Source organism: Hymenobacter sp. YC55 (assembly GCF_029433095.1).
Lineage (GTDB): Bacteria > Bacteroidota > Bacteroidia > Cytophagales > Hymenobacteraceae > Hymenobacter.
In genome coordinates, this window is the sequence record NZ_JARNTX010000003.1 from 506860 (window position 1) to 523703 (window position 16844).

The 16844-nt window shown below is 55.8% G+C and carries 12 protein-coding genes; 8 read left to right on the forward strand and 4 right to left on the reverse strand.

The genetic code is table 11. The annotated features are described in order from the left end of the window. Nucleotides 1–320 precede the first annotated feature (320 nt). Entirely contained in the window at nucleotides 321–896 is a 576-nt protein-coding gene (locus P1X16_RS22385) for a Crp/Fnr family transcriptional regulator (protein WP_277233962.1), read from the forward strand. Between the two features lie 742 nt (nucleotides 897–1638). Here P1X16_RS22385 and P1X16_RS22390 read toward each other — a convergent pair. Next, entirely contained in the window at nucleotides 1639–2652 is a 1014-nt protein-coding gene (locus P1X16_RS22390; protein WP_277233964.1) for an NAD(P)-dependent alcohol dehydrogenase, read from the reverse strand. A gap of 289 nt (nucleotides 2653–2941) precedes the next feature. Here P1X16_RS22390 and P1X16_RS22395 point away from each other — a divergent pair, with 289 nt between their 5' ends. Continuing rightward, nucleotides 2942–4048 carry a glycoside hydrolase family 18 protein gene (locus tag P1X16_RS22395; RefSeq protein ID WP_277233966.1) on the forward strand — a complete coding sequence of 369 codons (1107 nt, stop codon included), beginning with the start codon at nucleotides 2942–2944 and terminating at the stop codon, nucleotides 4046–4048. A 351-nt stretch (nucleotides 4049–4399) separates the two neighbouring features. Here the strand turns inward: P1X16_RS22395 and P1X16_RS22400 are convergent, their stop codons facing one another. Beyond that, complete coding sequence (locus P1X16_RS22400; protein WP_277233968.1) at nucleotides 4400–5218, reverse strand: hypothetical protein; 819 nt, start codon at nucleotides 5216–5218, stop codon at nucleotides 4400–4402. A 2-nt stretch (nucleotides 5219–5220) separates the two neighbouring features. Next, on the reverse strand, nucleotides 5221–5532 hold the full coding sequence (locus tag P1X16_RS22405; RefSeq protein WP_277233970.1) for a hypothetical protein: 312 nt from the start codon (nucleotides 5530–5532) through the stop codon (nucleotides 5221–5223). A gap of 438 nt (nucleotides 5533–5970) precedes the next feature. Here P1X16_RS22405 and P1X16_RS22410 point away from each other — a divergent pair, with 438 nt between their 5' ends. Together P1X16_RS22410 and P1X16_RS22415 are read left to right on the forward strand one after the other, a co-directional pair. After that, on the forward strand, nucleotides 5971–6759 hold the full coding sequence (locus tag P1X16_RS22410) for an MBL fold metallo-hydrolase (protein WP_277233972.1): 789 nt from the start codon (nucleotides 5971–5973) through the stop codon (nucleotides 6757–6759). Nucleotides 6760–6939: 180 nt separating this feature from the next. Beyond that, entirely contained in the window at nucleotides 6940–7287 is a 348-nt protein-coding gene (locus P1X16_RS22415) for a hypothetical protein (protein WP_277233973.1), read from the forward strand. 44 nt (nucleotides 7288–7331) lie between these two features. Here the strand turns inward: P1X16_RS22415 and P1X16_RS22420 are convergent, their stop codons facing one another. After that, on the reverse strand, nucleotides 7332–7583 hold the full coding sequence (locus P1X16_RS22420; RefSeq protein ID WP_277233975.1) for a hypothetical protein: 252 nt from the start codon (nucleotides 7581–7583) through the stop codon (nucleotides 7332–7334). 319 nt (nucleotides 7584–7902) lie between these two features. Between P1X16_RS22420 and P1X16_RS22425 the strand changes: the two genes are divergently transcribed. The 4 genes from P1X16_RS22425 to P1X16_RS22440 all read left to right on the forward strand — a co-directional run bounded on the left by P1X16_RS22425 (nucleotide 7903) and on the right by P1X16_RS22440 (nucleotide 16298). Continuing rightward, nucleotides 7903–9660, forward strand: coding sequence for a GAF domain-containing sensor histidine kinase (locus tag P1X16_RS22425; RefSeq protein ID WP_277233977.1), 1758 nt, complete (start codon nucleotides 7903–7905; stop codon nucleotides 9658–9660). Between the two features lie 311 nt (nucleotides 9661–9971). After that, on the forward strand, nucleotides 9972–12344 hold the full coding sequence (locus tag P1X16_RS22430) for a glycoside hydrolase family 127 protein (RefSeq protein WP_277233979.1): 2373 nt from the start codon (nucleotides 9972–9974) through the stop codon (nucleotides 12342–12344). Nucleotides 12345–12393: 49 nt separating this feature from the next. Beyond that, entirely contained in the window at nucleotides 12394–14049 is a 1656-nt protein-coding gene (locus P1X16_RS22435; protein ID WP_277233981.1) for a M1 family metallopeptidase, read from the forward strand. A 113-nt stretch (nucleotides 14050–14162) separates the two neighbouring features. After that, the gene (locus P1X16_RS22440; protein ID WP_277233983.1) at nucleotides 14163–16298 is read left to right on the forward strand and encodes an alpha-L-arabinofuranosidase C-terminal domain-containing protein; all 2136 of its coding nucleotides are present in this window, start codon (nucleotides 14163–14165) and stop codon (nucleotides 16296–16298) included. Nucleotides 16299–16844 lie beyond the last annotated feature (546 nt).

The following is a 16844-nucleotide window of genomic DNA, read 5'->3' on the forward strand; positions in this document are numbered from 1 at the left end:
CCGGGGGCGAAACGAGGACATTTATCACCGAATTCAACACTTCCCGGACTGCCTGGTCATTGCTACAATAGCCTCCGGTGCCGTCAACCCTTGTATTCCAGCGAACAGGCCATGTCTCGGACTTAAAACAAGTTGCCAGGGTTGCAGTAAGGCTTGTTACGCGCTGTTGTATTTACTCTACTGCGGAGCGCCAAACCCTAGCTCTGACGGAGTGGTTTACTTAGTTAGATAAAACCGTATTTGCTTGGCCTAGCTTTCCCGTCCTGCAAGGCGGCTGTTCAGCTAAGGCAAGCAGCTCACTTAAAACAACGTGCCTCGTCATGGTTGAACCGTTCCGGAACTACCTAACTTCGAAAGCCGCTTTCACCGATGCCGAGTTAGAGCAGTTAGAAGCGCGGGCCATAACTAGAAAGTTGAAGCGGCGCGAATATCTACTGCGGAAAGGCGATGTGTGCCGCTATATGGCCTTTGTTGTTAGTGGCTCCCTGCGTCTTTACCGCACCGACGAGGCGGCGCAGGAGCACATTCTGCGCTTTGCAATCGAGAATTGGTGGATTACCGACCCCGAAAGCTTTCGGATCGGCCTGCCGGCCCAAGGGACCATCGAGGCCCTGGAAGACACCCGCGTGCTGCTGTGGTCAAAAGAAAACTTCGAGTTGGTGAAAAGAGAAGTACCCGCCTTCCACGCCCTAGAGAATCAACTAGCCGGCCACTACGTGGATGCGCAAGTCAACCGGCTCTATACAGCCATCAGTTACAGCGCCGAAGAACGTTATCAGGAGTTTGTGAGAGCTTTCCCCGATTTCTACCAGCGCATACCCTTGCACATGATAGCCTCTTACTTGGGGGTGTCGCGCGAAACCCTTAGCCGCATCCGGAAGCAGACCGGTCTTTAAGATGAGTATTCATCGTAACACTGCGCTACCTTACGTAGATTGCTGCAGGGCCTAAATCCATTCGACTGCCCCTGGTAACGTCTTTTTTGTAGCAGGTGCTATCAGCCGCTCGTACGTGAGTGGAATATCGGCGTTCGGTATTTCGCGCTGGGCTCTGTCTGCTACCCAAAACTTGCAATTGTAACCCGGAGCTATTTGTGTTTCGCAATGCCGAGAATAAAGCATAAGTCCTTGAATAAGGTGGCAGGCCCGAAGCCGGCGTGTTTTTTTAGCGGCCAGTGAGTCCGCAGCAACTGAGGCTATTTTAGCTTGAGCACCTGCTGCTGTGCAATTTGCTTTGCGGGCGGAATACCAGCCATTGTAGACTGGCAAATGGCTTAAATAAATTACCCTCGATAAGCTTTACTTATCGAGGGTAATTTCGGTTTCAGCTAAGCTAGAGTTGTTCTGATTGCAGTAATACCTTTCGCCGTAAGTAAAACAGCAAAACAGCAAGAACATACTGCTGCGAACAACTCATTGAAAACCTGCAAGTAAGGCTATAATCGCTGCCTCATATTTAGAGTAATCACTAAAAGGTAATCGCTAGTTGCAGAGTTAAGTTTAATTTTTGTGCTAATCCACTTTGGTGCTAAGTACAAAGAATAATTTTGTACTTAGCACCAAAGTGGATTCTCAGCACTCAATTCGGAACTGTTATTTTGCAACTGGCGGTTTGTGAATTCTTGTAACCAGGGGTTCGCTATCCTACCTGCACCACGATTTTACCGAAGTGCGAACCATTGCCCATGTAGTTAAGGGCCTCCTTTACTTGATCGAAGCGGAAGGTTTCCCCGATGACAGGCTTAAGGTGGTTACGGTCAAAAGCGTGGAACAAGTCGCTGAGCATCTGCGCGCTCCCCACGTAGATGCCTTGCAGGCGCTGCGTGTTAATTGGGAGCATGGCCAGGTTGGGAGTTTCCTCGTTGGGGCCACCCACCGCCCCAATCTGAAAGATGCTGCCGCCTGCTTTCAGCGCTTTAATGGAGCGCGCCAACTGCCCGGCAACTTCCACTACGTGAGTTGCTCCCTCACCGTGGGTTAGCTCCCGGACTTTTTCTTCCCAGTTTGGGGTGTGCTTGTAGTTGATTAGGCAGTCGGCCCCGAGGGCTTGGGCTTGCGCAAGCTTTTCATCCGAGCTGGACGTGATAATCGTTTGGGCGCCTAGCAGCTTGGCAATTTGCAGGCCGAAGATGGAGACGCCGCCCGTGCCTTGCAGCAGTACGGTATCGGTGGGTTGCAGCCGGCCTTCCACAACCAGCGCGTGCCAGGCCGTAACACCCGCGCACGGAAAAGCCGCTGCTTCTTCAAAGGAAAAGGAGGCGGGTATTTTCACAACGGCCTCTGCGGGGAAAGCTACGAACTCGGCCAAAACGCCGTCGGTACTGCCCCCTAAGGAGCGGGCTGTTTTAGCAGCCGAGAACGTTCCATCGTGCCAGTCGGGAAAGAAGTTGACGGCTACTCGGTCCCCGGGTTGCAGCTTGGTTACGCTGGCTCCCACTTCCGTTACAATTCCGGCCGCGTCGCTGAAGGGAATAAAGGGCAGCTTTTCCCCGGGATAGCCGAACCAACCGTTGGCTAGTGCCCAGTCGCGATAGTTCAAGGAAACGGCCTTCACTTGAATCTTCACTTCGTTGTCGCGCACGACAGGCTCGTCGTAGTCGCCGAGCTTGAAATTATTTAAGCTCTTTGGCCCGTGTAGTTGGTAAGCTTTCATACGAATGGTGGCAGTAAAGCCCGAACAACCGCTGGCGCGTCGGATTGTTGCTCGTAAAGCGCGAAGCCTTGGTACTGGTAAACTCTGCTGTGTTGGCCTCGGAGGCATTCCGCTTTAGTAGGAATGATTGTCCGCTGCCAGACTATACTACTAGTAAAGCCCTCACTAGGCGGTTGTAAACCGCGGCGGGGTTGAGGCGCTTTTCAACTCTTCTTGCAAAGGTTTTCAGTTCCTGCTGTAAGCTTCCTACATTAGGCTAGGTTGAACGTTCTTTCTTGTGGCCCCCTCGATGCGAAATATTCTGTACCTGGCGCTACTGCTGGTCGCGGTTGCCTGCCCCACTGATTTACCTGCCAGCGAGCCCTCAGTTGCCGCTAAGCCCCGCCCGGCCATTATTGCCTACTACGCCGGCGATGCCACCGGTTTTCAGCAATATCCAACCGAGAAGCTCACCCACATTATCTACAGCTTTCTGCACTTGAAAGGCACAGCTTTCGCCTTCGATAGTCCGCGTGATCAAGCCACGGTGGCCGCGCTGGTTGCCCTCAAAAAACAGCACCCGCAGTTGAAAGTGATGCTCTCGCTCGGTGGCTGGAGCGGCTGCGAAACCTGCTCGATGGTATTCGCTACCGCCCAGGGCCGCAACGAGTTTGCAACTTCGGTTAAGCAGGTGCTCACCGCTACCCACACCGACGGCATCGACTTGGATTGGGAGTACCCCGCCGTTGCCGGACCGCCGGGGCACCGTTTTGCGCCGGAAGACCGCCACAATTTCACGCTGCTGGTGCAGACTTTGCGCACCACGCTCGGCAACAACTATGAAATCAGTTTTGCTGCCGGCGGCTTCCCCGATTACTTGCAGCACGCCGTGGAGTGGCCACTTGTCATGCCGCTGGTCAACCGCGTCAACTTAATGAGCTACGACTTAGTTAACGGCTACAGTACCAGCACCGGGCACCACACGCCCTTGTATTCCACCCCGCAGCAAAGTTTCTCGGTGGACCAGGGGGTGCGTTTTCTGGATTCGGTGGGCGTGGCGCCGGGCAAGATCGTAATTGGCGCGGCGTTTTACGCCCGGGTATTTAGCGGGGTGCCGGCCGCCAACAAGGGGCTCTACCAAGTCGGTAAATTCAAGCAAACCTTTAACTACAAAGATTTCAAAGACAGTCTGTCGGCGGGTCGGGGGTTTGTTTCCTACTGGGACGCTACGGCCCGGGCGCCTTATGCCTACAGCTTGCGCCGCCAGGAGTTTGCTTCCTTCGACGACGAGCAATCTATTCGTTTGAAAACGAAATATGTGCTAGACAAGCAGCTTGGCGGTATTATGTTTTGGGAGCTAACCGGTGACAAACCTCGGCAAGGCCTTCTCGATTGCTTGTACCAGGCCGCTCAATAACTCCTGGTTTTAACCTGGTAGCTAAGCTTGCGCAGTACAGAAGGTTGGTTGTGGTTTCCTATTACTGCAACTTCTATCCTCATAAATAATCAGCTCGTACGGTTACACTATTTAGGTTCAACAATACCATGTTAAATAATCTGCGTATCAAAGCAGCTACGTTTCTGTGTATCAAAGATAATATGTATCAAGGATTGTATATATCTAAAATACATTGATGCGTTGATACATTATGTTTAAGTATCTTTGTATCCTATAGGTGAGTTAACAATATGACTATTTAATGTACTTAACCTGGCATTTTCATTGTAATCGAAAACATTAGATAGCATGTTTACCATTACTTGTGTTTTATAAGCGCGGCCCCCGCCGCTTAAGTGGTAAGATTGAGCTTTGATTGGTTTCCATAGCCCTGGGGGTGGGTAGTTGAGTTGTAGGGGTAGCAGGCGCTAACGTTCTTTGCTGCTGGTTTTCTAAATAGAGTTTGGCAATCTCGCGTCCGTGTTTACGCTCACCGCTCGTGCCGCGCAACAACTCGTTTACCTGGTTTTGAAAGAGAGGCTTGATAGCAGCTTCAATTGCTTTATTATCGACTTGGCTACGTTCTAATCTTTGCAACCACGCCAAGCGGTGTTCCCGCTCTATGCACGGCATTACATCAACCAAGGCTAACGGGGCGTCAACTCCTTTTAGCAGGGAGTCCTTGGCCTGGGTTAAAAAGAACTGCGTTCCTACTCCGGCCCCGTATTGTATGTTATTGCGAGTTAGACCTTGGCCGTACTCGGCGGGCTGGGCCACGATAACGCTGGCTGCCTTGATTGGACGAAGTACTCGGTATACGGCGACGCGCGGACTGTATAAATGCTCGCCGATATCTGCCTGCCGATAAGGTTTAACTTGCAGGGCCTCCGCCAAATCGCGGGCTTTTACTTCCTGGGTAGGGGTTAAATGCTTGAGCAGCGTGGCTGCATCAGTGAAATAGGCGGACACAGTTGCTTCTCCTTGCCTGATGTCAGCCTCGGGTCGAAAGTCGAATTGCACTAGTAGCGTGCCCGCGGGCAAATCATGCTTGGGGTGAAGCCACTGATCTACGCCAGGGTAGAAGTTGGTGCCTTGGTCGAGAAAAGCCGTCCAGGCGGGCGTGTTAACGGGGGGGATCAACGAGGCCACGCTTACAGCTGAAAAATAAGTGGTGGCCCTGGTACCGAGGCCTGATTTATAGCCACAAAATTACGAGTGTCTTCCACGGCAGTACCCGTTAGCGTAATCGTAGACGGAAACGTAAACTGCTCTCGCAGCTGAGCTACGGGCAGTGGCTGACGAAATAAATACTCGCCGTAGCCGTCGCGGTTGAAAACAAATTCGTCCCCGTTAGCAGGCTCGTTGCCAAGGGCCTTTAGAAAGTCAATGACAGGCTGCAAGTGGGCAGTCCGCGAATCTGGTAGCTTCTCAACGAGTGCTATTTTGTCTGATGTTAAACTCATGCTATTAAGCTGGAAAAATAAACGTGTAAACAGGCAGCTGATGCAATGCCTTGCTGCAGAAATCGACGCAAGCAAGATAAAGTTGTTGTCCTTAAATTTTAAAGCAATAAAATCTTTGATCAGCATTTTGCACTTAGCCGGGCAAAATCATTTTACTGTGGCGTACACGCAGAAGCATAAAAAAGTAATAAAAGTAAATAATCTTAATCTATTTGTGCCTTTTTAGACTAAAGTGTATATCATTAGGCTTAGCTTCCTATCCTGACAGTCCTTAACCAGTTTTTATACTAAATTTTAAGTTAACTTTTAATATCCTGCACACTAGAATTTGCGTCCATCAATCGCCCTTTAGTTCTACTGCCGATAACGCTCAGGTCTGTAAGGTCGTATCATTGCAGATTCTCGGTACAAAATCTTACTCCTCAGATAGCCTTGCTCATGAAAGCTATTATCCTCTTGACAGCCGCTTTTATTGCTTCGACAATGCCGGCGCTAGCACAAACTGCAGTTCCTACTGCCGCAGTCCGCGCCACTGCTGATCGAGTTACAACTAAAAAAGGCCCCCTAACGGTACAGCCTATTACGCACGGCAGCGTCGTGTTTACCTGGAATGGTAGAACCATTTATGTTGATCCGTACGGTGGGGCCTCGGCTTATGCCGGACTGGCCGCGCCCGATGTAGTTCTAATCACCGATATTCACGGTGACCACCTGGACCCGAAAACGCTCGCGGGCCTTGCCGTTGGCAAGGCCCTGCTAGTGGTACCCCAAGCGGTGGCAGATCAGCTGCCGGCTGAGTATAAAGGGCGAGTTCGTTTGCTTGGCAACGGCCAGCGCCTCGACACGCTCGGCCTGGGCATCTCCGCCGTTCCCATGTACAACCTGCCCGAAGCAGCCGATGCCATGCATCCTAAAGGCCGGGGCAACGGCTACGTGCTAAACCTCGGCGGCAAAAACATCTACGTATCGGGTGACACGGAAGACATCAATGAAATGCGCGCCCTGCAAAATATCGACGTGGCATTCGTGTGTATGAACCTACCTTACACGATGGACGTGCAGCAGGCCGCACAGGCCGTGTTGGCCTTTAAGCCGGGGATTGTGTACCCCTACCACTACCGGGGTCAGAATGGGCTGAGCGACGTGGACAGCTTCAAGAAAACTGTGAATGCGACCAACTCGAAAATCGACGTTCGTTTGCGCAACTGGTATCCGGCCGCTAAGTAAAGGCGCTTAGTTTCACAGAACGTGTTGCCGAGCAAGTGAAGCTAACTCGGCAGCACGTTCTCATGGCAACCCATGGCACGCCGGCACAGGGTGCCACTTACTCAGTTCAGGGCCTTGGAACTAACGGGAACGACAAGGCCATCGAGGTGTTGATAAGCAGAATGTTGTTTCTTGCCGCCTATGACAGAACAAGAGCAGATAAACCGAGAAGAGCAGCTTGCAAAGTTGCTGTGGAGCCCGCACGACGACAACCACCTCAAGCAGTTCGATTTCGAGGATGGAACGGTTTGGATGGTTTACACAACAAAAGAAAACCCCGCCACCGATATGGCCACGGACGTGGTTCGTTTGGTTGCTACCTACCCCGACACCGCTGAACACGGCGTTGACAAGTGGCACACTATCTGGCAGGATTTTCCGGTCACGGATCCGGGGGATGCCGCTACGATGCTGGTGCTGTTCGATCAGGAGTACGCCCGTAAATGGCGAGAGGAAAGAAAAGAGCAAAGCAACCAACCCAACTACTAACTTCTGCCTATCAACCCCAAACTCTCGTAAAGATTGCCCGGGGTTTACTCGGCCGTGGTGACGTAAGTAATAGGGCACCCGAGGCGTTGAAAAGCATCTTTGAGCGGCCCCCAGTCCGGATCCGTACCGTGGGTCGACGCCACAACCGCTTCTCCGGGGGCCAGATGATCAACCAAGAATCCTTGCTCGGTTAGCAATTCGCGGGCGGCCACGAGTTGCTCGGGGTCGGCCTCTGGCGTGAACCGCAACTCGTGGCGTACTAATTGGGTGTTGTTGGCGGTCGGGTCGTTGTGCATGGTAAACCAAGTTAAGTGACGTACGCACTCGTATACGAAAAGCAATTGCGTAGCGCTGAGTTGCTAGCCACAAAAAGCTCTCCTCCATAAGGGACAGTTTAGTTTCCAACGCTGGGGACCTTACCAGACAGCAGCCGGCTACCTTGCATACACCCGGCTACTCGAGCAAACAGGTAGTTGCCCCGCAACGCACAAAAGGCTAGCTTAGCGCGTCAGTAGTTGAATTCCCCTCCCGCCTCCACACTTCTTGTAAGGCGTCTGCGGTTAAAAGTCTTCTGCAGCCGTTAACGGTTATTTGTACTCTTGCCACTTAATCGTTATGCTCCCTTCTCCAGCTGCGGATGAGTCGCTTTCCGAAACCGAGTTACTAACGCAACTTTTTCCGGGTGGGGGCGAGATGGGGAAGCGCATACGCCAGTTAGAATGGTCGAAGACCTTGCTCGGGCCCGTGCACGGCTGGCCGCAAAGCTTGCGCACGGCCGTAAGCATCATGCTGGGCTCCCGCTTTCCGATGATGGTGCACTGGGGCCCGCACCTGGTGCATTTTTATAACGACGGCTACGCAACTATTCTGCAAGCCAAGCACCCCGGCGCGCTGGGCCAGCCGGCCGAGCCCTGGTGGCGAGAGATGTGGCCGTTTCTACTCGACATCTTCGAGCCGGTGCTAACGGGCAAAACCACTTACTTCGAAGATCAGCTGGTGTTACCCAACCGGCGGGGCTTGGTAGAGGAAGCGTACTTCACGTTCTCCCACAGCCCGATCTACAACGAAGCCGGCCAAGTAGGCGGCATCTTCGTGACGGCCCTGGAAACGACGGCCACCGTGCTGCAGCAGCGCCGGCTGGCCTTACTCAATCAGCTAACTGCGCAAACCGCGCTGGCGGCCCTGCCCGCCGAAGCGGCCCAACACCTGATTGCGGCCCTGGCCACCAACGCCGCCGACATTCCGTTTGCGCTACTCTACACCCGCGCCGCGGCGGCTCCGCACGCGGAACTGCGGGCCTGGTTTGGCTTGCCTGCGGGCGAGCCCACGGCCCCGGCGGTTATTGATTTGACGGGGCTCGCCGCCGATACCAAGGACTGGCCCTTGCTCCCGGCCCTGCAACAGGAGCAGCCCGTGCTAGTGGACTCGCTGGAAGATCGGTTTGGGCCCTGGCCCGCGGGCGACTGGCCTACCCCGCCCACCCAAGCTTTGTTGATGCCATTGCGGCCCGGTGCGGCGGGCGACTCGGCCGCCGTGCTGGTGGCCGGCCTCAGTGCGCGCCGTCCCTTAGACCAAGCCTACCGCGACTTTTTTTCGCTAGTGGCCGATTACGCCGGTCGGGCCCTGGCCCGGGCTGCCGACACGCACGAGGCCCAGCGCCTCAATCAGGCCCTGCGGCAAACAAACGCCTCGTTGGATTCTTTTGTGCACATCGTGGCGCACGACCTCAAGAGCCCCGCCAACAATCTACGCGGCCTGTTAACTCTCTACCACGAAGAAGCGCCTGGCGTAACGCGGGACCATGTGGTTACCTTGCTTGACCAGGAGGTGCACCGGCTTACCGGCACCGTACAGGGGCTGCTCGACGTGCTCCACACCCAGCACGGGGAAATTACTGCCCCCGCGCAGGCCGTGGCCTGGGCCACCATATACGCCCGCGTGCAGGCCGAAGTGGCCGACTTGCTTGACCAGCAGCACGGTACTCTGATCACCGATTTCCATCTCGCCCCGACCATCCGCTACCCGGCTGGTTATCTGGAAAGCATCCTGAAAAACCTGGTGCAGAACGCTCTTAAGTACCGGGCCGTGGAGCGGGCGCCCGTGGTCGAGGTGCGCACCCGGCGGCACGAGACCATGGTGGTGCTCACCGTGACCGACAACGGCCGCGGAATCGATCTGGCCCGCGACCGGACTCGTCTGTTTCAGCCCTTTACGCGCCTCACGCCCGAGGGCGAAGGCAGCGGCCTCGGGCTGCACATGATTCAAACGCTAGTCTACCAGCGCGGCGGCAGCTTGGAAGTGGAAAGCGTCCCCGGGGTGGGCTCCACCTTTACTGTGCGCCTGCCCGAAGACTTCCACTTGCTCTCCCCCTAGCGCGCACCCCGTGCTACTTCCCCAATATCCTCGGGGTTAAGGCGCTGGGTAGGCAGCTAGATCTTTTTACAACGGCGAGCGGATTCGACGATGAAAGGCTATATTGATTCTTTTACACAATCGATTAAGTAATCAACTCAGCCTTACAGGCGCGAACCCTGCTAGAGTTTTTTGTACAAGAGATTGTGCTTACAATTTCAAGAGATCATCAAAAACCGGTACAACAGTGACCTTGGAGCTGGTGCACCCCGGCTTGCCCTATACCGCTACTTCTGCTTGCTTTTCCTTGTCCTGCCCCTTGCCCTTTACCTATGACCTTATTCTCGACACGCGTTTGGTGGTTGCCGGTACTGATTGGAGCTTTAGGCAGCTCAGTAGCGCAAGCCCAAACCTACTTGCCGACCCCCAACGACACGCGCATGAAGGTGCAGCCCCGGGTACCGGTGAAAGCTTATGCCTTCAACCTCGCCCAGGTGAAACTGCTCGACAGCCCGTTCAAGGTAGCCGAGCAGGCCGATACCAAGTACCTGCTCAAGATCGAGCCCGACCGGCTACTGGCCGATTTCCGGGAACACAGCGGCTTAACGGCCAAAGCGAAACGCTACGGCGGCTGGGAATCGTCGGGGCTGGCGGGGCACACGCTAGGCCACTACCTGTCGGCTTGCGCGCTGGCTTATGCCTCCACCGGCAACCCCGAGTTCAAGCAGCGCGTCGACTACTTGGTAAACCAACTCGCAGAGTGCCAGAAGGCCCGCAAAACCGGCTACGTAGGAGCCATTCCCAAGGAAGACCAGCTGTGGGCGGAAGTAGGTAGCGGCAACATCCGCTCGCGCGGCTTTGATTTAAACGGGGCCTGGTCGCCCTGGTACACGGTGCACAAGATCATGGCGGGCTTGCTCGATGCCTACTTGTACTGCGACAATAAAACGGCCCTGGCCGTCAACCAGGGCCTGGCCGACTGGACTGGCAACACCATCAAGAGCCTCGACGAGGCCAAGATGCAGCAGATGCTGGTGTGCGAGTACGGGGGAATGGCCGAAACCCTGGCCAACACCTACGCCCTGAGCGGCGACAAGAAGTACCTCGACCTGTCGTACCGCTTCTATGACAAGCGCATCCTCGATCCGCTGGCGGCCCGCACCGATATTCTGCCCGGCAAGCATTCCAACACCCAAATCCCGAAGGCCATTGCCAGCGCCCGCCGCTACGAACTAACCGGCGATAAAAAGGACGCCGCTATTGCCGAGTTTTTCTGGCAAACCGTAACCGAAAACCACTCCTATGCCACCGGCGGCAACAGCAACTACGAGTACTTAGGCGAGCCCCGCAAGCTCAACGACAAGCTCAGCGAAAACACCACCGAGACTTGCAACACCTACAACATGCTGAAGCTCACGCAGCATCTGTTTGCCCAGCACCCCTCGGCAACGTTGATGGACTACTACGAAAAAGGGCTCTACAACCATATTCTAGCCTCGCAGCACCACGAAACCGGCATGACCACGTACTTCGTGCCCCTGCGCATGGGTGGTCGCAAAACCTACGGCGACGAATTCAACACGTTCACCTGCTGCGTGGGCTCGGGCATGGAAAACCACGTCAAGTACGCCGAAAACATCTATTGCCAGGGCGCGGACGGCAGCCTCTACGTTAATCTGTACCTCCCCTCGGAGCTAAACTGGCAGCAGCAGGGCGTAATCCTGCACCAGCAAAGCCAGCTGCCCGCCAGCGAGCAGGTAACGTTTACGGTGACGGCCGCCAAGCCCCGCGCCTTTAAACTGCGCCTGCGCCGCCCCCGCTGGACCAAGAATCCGCAGGTGCGCGTGAACGGCAAAGTGGTGGCAGTACCCCCCGATGTGGAAGGCTACCTCGTGCTCGACCGCAGATGGAAAAATCAGGATCGGGTGGAGCTGACTTTGCCCGTCGCCTTCTACACCGAAGCATTGCCCGACAACCCCAACCGACGGGCAGTGTTCTACGGCCCCACGCTGCTGGCCGGGGTGCTCGGCAACACCGAGCCCGAGCCAGTTACTGGCGTGCCGGTCCTGGTAACGGCCAACAGCCGCGTCAACGACTGGGTGAAAGTTGTGGATGCCAAGCAGCTGCGCTTCCAGACCGCAAACTTGGCAGTGCCGCACGACGTGCCGCTGATTCCCTTCAACCAGACCGGCAACGAGTACTACACCGTGTACTGGGACGTTTTCACGCCCGACCAGTGGGCGGCCCAGCAGCGCGTCTACGAGGCGGCCCGCCAAAAGCAGCAGGAACTGGAAGCCCAGACGGTGGACGTGCTGCGCGTAGGAGAAATGCAGCCCGAGCGCGACCACAACTTCACCATCACCGACAAAGCCGAAACCGGCGAGGAACACGGCCGCAAATGGCGCATGGTCAACGAGGGCGGCAACATGAGCTTCAGCCTACAAGTAGCGCCCAGCAAAGTAAACACGCTGCAACTCACGTACTGGGGCATGGACAACCGCGGCCGCGTGTTCGACGTGCTGGTTGAGGGCGAGAAGATTGCCACCGAAGACCTCAACCAGTACAAAGAGAGCCGCTTCTACGACATCTCCTACCCGATTCCGATTGCCTTAACCAAGGGCAAGCAGCAAGTGAAAGTAAGCTTCCAAGCCAAACCCAACAACAGCGCCGGCCCGGTCTACGGCATCCGCAACGTGCAGCAGTAGGTTGTAGCTTGGTTGCAAGTACTACCCCACCTTTGAACGACTCTCTGGTATGGCCCTGAAAAAAGCTTTTCTCGTGCTGGTCGGCGCCGGCTTGCTAGGTCGAGCGCAAGCCCAAACTCCCGCCCCCGTTGCTTTCACCCGGGCCGATACGCTGCGCGGCGCCCTCACGTCCCTGCGCACCTGCTACGACTTGCACTACTACCACCTCGACGTACAGCTCGACCCGGCCCGCAAGTTTATCAGTGGCTCCAACCTGTTTCGCTTCACGGCCACTCAGGATTTCACTTGCTTGCAGTTCGACCTTTTCGCCAACCTGACCGTCGACAAGGTGCTCTACCAAGGCAAGCCGCTGCCGTTTACCCGCGAGGCGAATGCCGTGTTCGTTACGTTTGCGCAGCCTGTCAAGCAGGGCACCCAGGACGAATTTACGGTGCACTACTCGGGCAGCCCTACCGAGGCCAAGCGGGCGCCCTGGGATGGCGGCCTGGTGTACGCCCACGACCAGCAAGGCCAACCGTGGGTGGCCTCGGCCTGCCAAGGCGTGGGGGCCAGCATCTGGTGGCCCACCAAAGACCACCAAGCCGACGAGGTGGACAGCATGCTGATCAGCGTGACGGTGCCCAAGGGCCTCAAAGACGTATCCAACGGCCGCCTGCGCAAAACGGTTAAACTCAAGGGCGGGGCCACGCGCTTTGACTGGTTTGTTGCCAACCCCATCAACAACTACTGCGTGGCCCTGAACGTGGGCGACTTCCAGCACTTCAGCGACTCCTACCAAGGTGAAAAAGGTCGGCTAACGCTGGATTACTGGGTGTTGCCCGAAAACGTAGACCAGGCGAAAAAGCAGTTCTCGGTTAACGTAAAGCCCATGCTCAAGAGCATGGAACACTGGTTTGGGCCGTATCCCTTCTACGAAGACGGCTACAAGCTAGTGGAGTCGCCGCACCTGGGCATGGAGCACCAGAGCGCCGTGGCTTACGGCAACAGTTTCAACAACGGCTACCGGGGCCGCGACTTATCGGGTACGGGCTGGGGCTTGAAGTGGGATTTTATCATCATCCACGAAAGCGGCCACGAGTGGTTCGGCAACAACATCACCAGCCAGGACCTGGCCGACATGTGGGTGCACGAGAGCTTCACCAACTACTCGGAAAGCTTGTTTGTGGAAAGCTTGTTTGGCAAGCCGGCCGGCCAGGAATACGTGCACGGCACTCGCCTGGGCATCGCCAACGACGCCCCCATCGTGGGCGTGTTCAATTTAAACAACAAGGGCTCCGGCGACATGTACCCCAAGGGGGGCAACCTGCTGAACATGACCCGCACCCTAATCAACGACGACGAAAAATGGCGGCAGATTTTGCGGGGCCTCAACCAAACCTTCTACCACCAAACTGTCACTGGCACCCAGGTCATCAACTATATCAACCAGCAAAGCGGCCAGGATTTCACCAAAATGTACGAGCAGTACCTGCATTACCCCAACATCCCGACCCTGGAAGTGCGTTTCGAGAAAGGTGAGGCCCTGGGGCGGTGGGTAGCCGACGTGCCGGGTTTTACCATGCCCGTGCGGGTGCGCCAGAAAGGCGGCGAGTACCGCTTCGTAACGCCCACTACCAGCTTCAAACCCCTCGGCATCGCGGGCCTCACCAAAGACAACCTTGAGGTCGACACCTTCAACGCCTACATCGGGGTGCTCCTCGACTAAGCACTCACGGTAAGGTAGGCGGCTCGCCGCCGCGGCAGGAGAAACGCGCAGATGCGCAGTTTCTTTCTTACCGGACCCCAGCAAAGCCTTTAATTCTTAACTAAAACCATCACATGACAAAGTATACTCTCGCAAGGATAGTGCTGACAATGGGCATTGGGGTAGTAGGACTAATAGGTTTTGCTGGAATTCGGGCCAACGCCCAAACGCCCGAGTTAACCTTGGACTTAACTAAACCGGGAACCCCGGTTAGTTCCATGCTCTATGGGTTGATGACCGAGGAAATCAATCATTCCTACGATGGCGGCTTGTATGCCGAGCTTATCAGCAACCGCATCTTCAAAGACAATCCTACCACGCCCGAAGGCTGGAGTCTGGTACAGGATAATACCGGCTCGAAAGCGGCTATCAAGCTCATGGCCCCCACGCAGGACAACGTTCCGTTTGCCGAACGCCGGCACGCCATCAACGAGGCCCTCACCACTTGCTTGCGCCTCACGGTTGAAAAAGTTGATGGCCGAGTAGGCGTCGCCAACGAAGGCTACTGGGGCATCCCCATTCAGCCCGCTACCACCTACCAGGCCTCGTTCTACCTCAAAGGCACGGGCAGTATTCCGCCGCCCCGGCCCCGCCCGGGGCAGCCCACCCCGCCGGCCGAGCCAGTGGTGGGAAACAACACCGCGGGCCCCATCAAGGTAAGCCTCGAGAGCAGTGACGGCAAAACAGTGTACGCCTCCGGAACCGTCAACCTTGAAAAAAGTATCCTTTGGAAAAAATTTAACTTAACCCTGACCACCGGGGCAACGGTGAAGCCCACCAAAGATGCCCGGTTTGTAATTTCCACCGACCGCACGGGCCTCTATTACTTCAACTTGGTTTCGCTTTTTCCGCCCACCTACAACAACCGGCCGAATGGCAACCGGCCGGACCTGATGAAAATGATGGTGGACCTGAAGCCCAAGTTCCTGCGCTTTCCGGGCGGCAACTACCTGGAAGGCCCCTTGCTCACGGATGCCTTTCCGTGGAAAACAACCCTGGGGCCGTTGGAAAGCCGGCCGGGCCACCGCGGCTCCTGGGGCTACCGCGCATCGGATGGCATGGGGCTGCTCGAGTTTTTAATGTGGTGCGAGGAAATCAAGGCCGAACCCGTCTTGGGTGTATTCGCCGGTTACTCTTTGAACGGGGATCATATCGACGCGGGGCCGCTGCTTAAGCCCCATGTGGAAGACGCGCTCAACGAAATCGAATACGTGATGGGCGACGCCAGCACCTACTGGGGCGCCAAGCGCGCCGCCGACGGGCATCCGGCGCCGTTCAAGCTTACCTACGTGGAGATTGGCAACGAAGACTGGTTTGACCGCAGCAACAGCTACGATGGCCGCTTTACGCAGTTCCGGGAAACTATCGAAGCGAAATACCCGCAGCTGCATTGCATTTCCACGATAGCCGATGCGCAGTTTCCCAAGCAAAAAGTAACCAGCGGAAAAAAGCCGGAGGTGCTCGATGAGCACTACTACCGCAGCGCCTGGGAGATGTGGCAAAATGCGTCGCAGTACGACAGCTACGACCGCAACGGGCCCAAGATATTTGTGGGCGAATGGGCCACGCGCGAGGGCGTACCCACCACCAACTTGAATGCCGCCCTCGGCGACGCCGCCTGGATGACGGGCATGGAGCGCAATGCCGACCTAGTCGTCATGTCGTGTTACGCCCCCTTGTTTGTTAACGTCAGTACGGCCACTGCCACCGCCAAAAAAGCCTGGCAGTGGGATTCAGACTTGATTGGGTACGATGCGCTGACCAGCTACGGTTCGCCCTCGTACTACGTACAGAAAATGTTTAGCCAGTACCTGGGCACCCAAATCGTGCCCACGACGGGGGCCAACATCCCGACCCACACCCGCCCCCTTACCAAGCAAGACAGCGCGGCCGGTACCACTCCGAAGCCTATTCCGACCCTATTTTATGCCGCCACCCAGGACGAAAAAACGGGGGCCGTCTACCTGAAAGTCGTTAACACCACGGCGAAAAAACAGCCCGTTGCCATCCATTTGAAGGGCGTCACGAACGTGGCGTCGACTGCAACGCTGGTGACGCTCAAGGGCGCCAAGCCCGAGGACACCAACACTATTGCGGAGCCTAAAAAGATTGTTCCAATTACCTCGAAAATCAAGCGGGTGGCGCCGCAGTTCACCAGGACTCTCGAGCCTTACTCGGTGAGCGTCATAGAGCTGCAAACCAGGAAGTAGAAACTCGGACCGTAGCCTAGTAGAAGAAGCTGGTTCAGTTGAGCCGCGTTGGAATGCGGGTGGGTGGTTTTAAGGGGGCGGTTGGCAACGTAAGGGCTGTCTTGCACGCGGCCTAGAAGTTACTTTACGAGCAGCAGTACGCAACGCGGCACCGGCAGCAAGATTTTCTACTAATAAAGGTGCCCCGCAAGGTGGGTTTGCAACTTGTCGTGGTGGCTGGGGTCGGCAGCGACAACGCTACTATAAGTTGCTGGCCGGCCGGGTCGAGTGCCAATTCCGCCTCGTCCCCTATCCGCAGGCGGTACACGCCGGGGGCGAGGCAGCGCCGAACAAGCACTTACCAACTTGCCACCAAGCCCCCAAGCTGCGCTGGCTGCAACCTTTACAACATCCCCAATTTCTCTTTCAAGGAAATCCAGGCCGGCATTGCTTGAAATAATTAACTATTTCAGGAATAACTTGACTAATTTCTCGATAAAATCAAGAATCATGTATTTACTATTCTTAACTTACTACCCTTATCTGTGTTGGGCGTGATTGGTTGAA